Annotated in this window: 2 protein-coding genes; both read left to right on the plus strand. The window is 30.2% G+C overall.

Annotated features, from left to right (window positions below):
• Positions 1–473, plus strand: a 473-nt coding sequence (locus tag B5F09_RS14515; RefSeq protein ID WP_239404361.1) for a hypothetical protein, incomplete at its 5' end; no start/stop codon positions are given.
• 159 nt (positions 474–632) lie between these two features.
• Positions 633–1,227 (plus strand): PD-(D/E)XK nuclease family transposase (locus B5F09_RS14520; RefSeq protein ID WP_204215368.1); only part of this gene is annotated, 595 nt, incomplete at its 3' end.

Below are 1,227 nucleotides of genomic sequence, written 5' to 3' on the forward strand. Positions count from 1 at the left end.
GATTAGATAAGTTCAACGAACTGGAGCTGGCGCTCTATATCTTTGCAAATGGAATAACAGATGATATAATGGGGCTAGAGAAGATGAAGGTGATCGGGATAATGAAAGACAAGATGGAAAGATTCAATCAGGATGAAGAATTAAGGCTGGCAGCATATAATCGGGAATTAAACATTCAAGCCAAAAATAGTGAAATGAAAGCTAATTATTTGCGTGGCAAAGAAGAAGGAATAGAAATCGGTAAAGAAGAAGGAATTGAGCTTGGTAAAGATGAAGGGATAGAAATTGGAAAAGAGCTTGGAAAAAAAGAAGAAAAGAGAAATCTAACTAACCAATTATTTAAATCGAGATACCCAAATGAAGACAGTAGTATTTTAAATGATTTAGAAACAGAAGTTTATGATCTTATTTTTAAAATGTTATTAGAAGAACAATCACTAGAAAAAATCAAGAATGTAATTAAAAAGAGTTAAATAGCAGTTTTTAATTTATTTTAGAAAGCATTTTGATGATTGAATACAGGATAGAAATTATAGTAATTTTGATTTCTATCTTTTTTATTTATATATTTTTTAATTGATAAAAGAAAAAACCGCTTTTGTAAATGTATATAAATAACAAAGGAGGTTTTTATGAAAGATAATAAGATTTATGATTTTAAAAGTGATGTTCTTTTTAAATATTCCTTAGCTAATGATCAAGATCATGACTCTCTTTATTTATTAAAACTGTTTATTGAAGGTATTTTAAAGATCGACTGTCATGATATTAAAGTATTAAATCCCGATTTAAGCCGTAACCATGTTGAAGATAAAGATATGATCTTAGATATTAGAGTAACCGTAGCCTCAGGTAAACAGATTGATATTGAAATGCAAAATTCAATCTTTACCACAACCCAGCGCCATCGTTTTCAGTTATATGGAGCAAAACTACTAAGCCAGCAGGAAAAAAAGGGAGATCGTTATCAAAACATCAATCCAGTCTATCAGATAATCTTTATCAATGATGTTGATAGTGATAATCTAACCCTATATGATACATATCAAAGCCGAAATAAAAAAGGAAAACTGGAAAAGAACAATCTAACGACGAGAGTCTATGTCCAATTACCATACATCAATGTAATTAAACAGTATCAGGGATTAGATAAGTTCAACGAACTGGAGCTGGCGCTCTATATCTTTGCAAATGGAATAACAGATGATATAATGGGGCTAGAGAAGA

This window comes from Erysipelatoclostridium sp. An173 (assembly GCF_002160495.1).
In the GTDB taxonomy this organism is placed as follows: Bacteria; Bacillota_I; Bacilli_A; order Erysipelotrichales; family Coprobacillaceae; genus Thomasclavelia; species Thomasclavelia merdavium.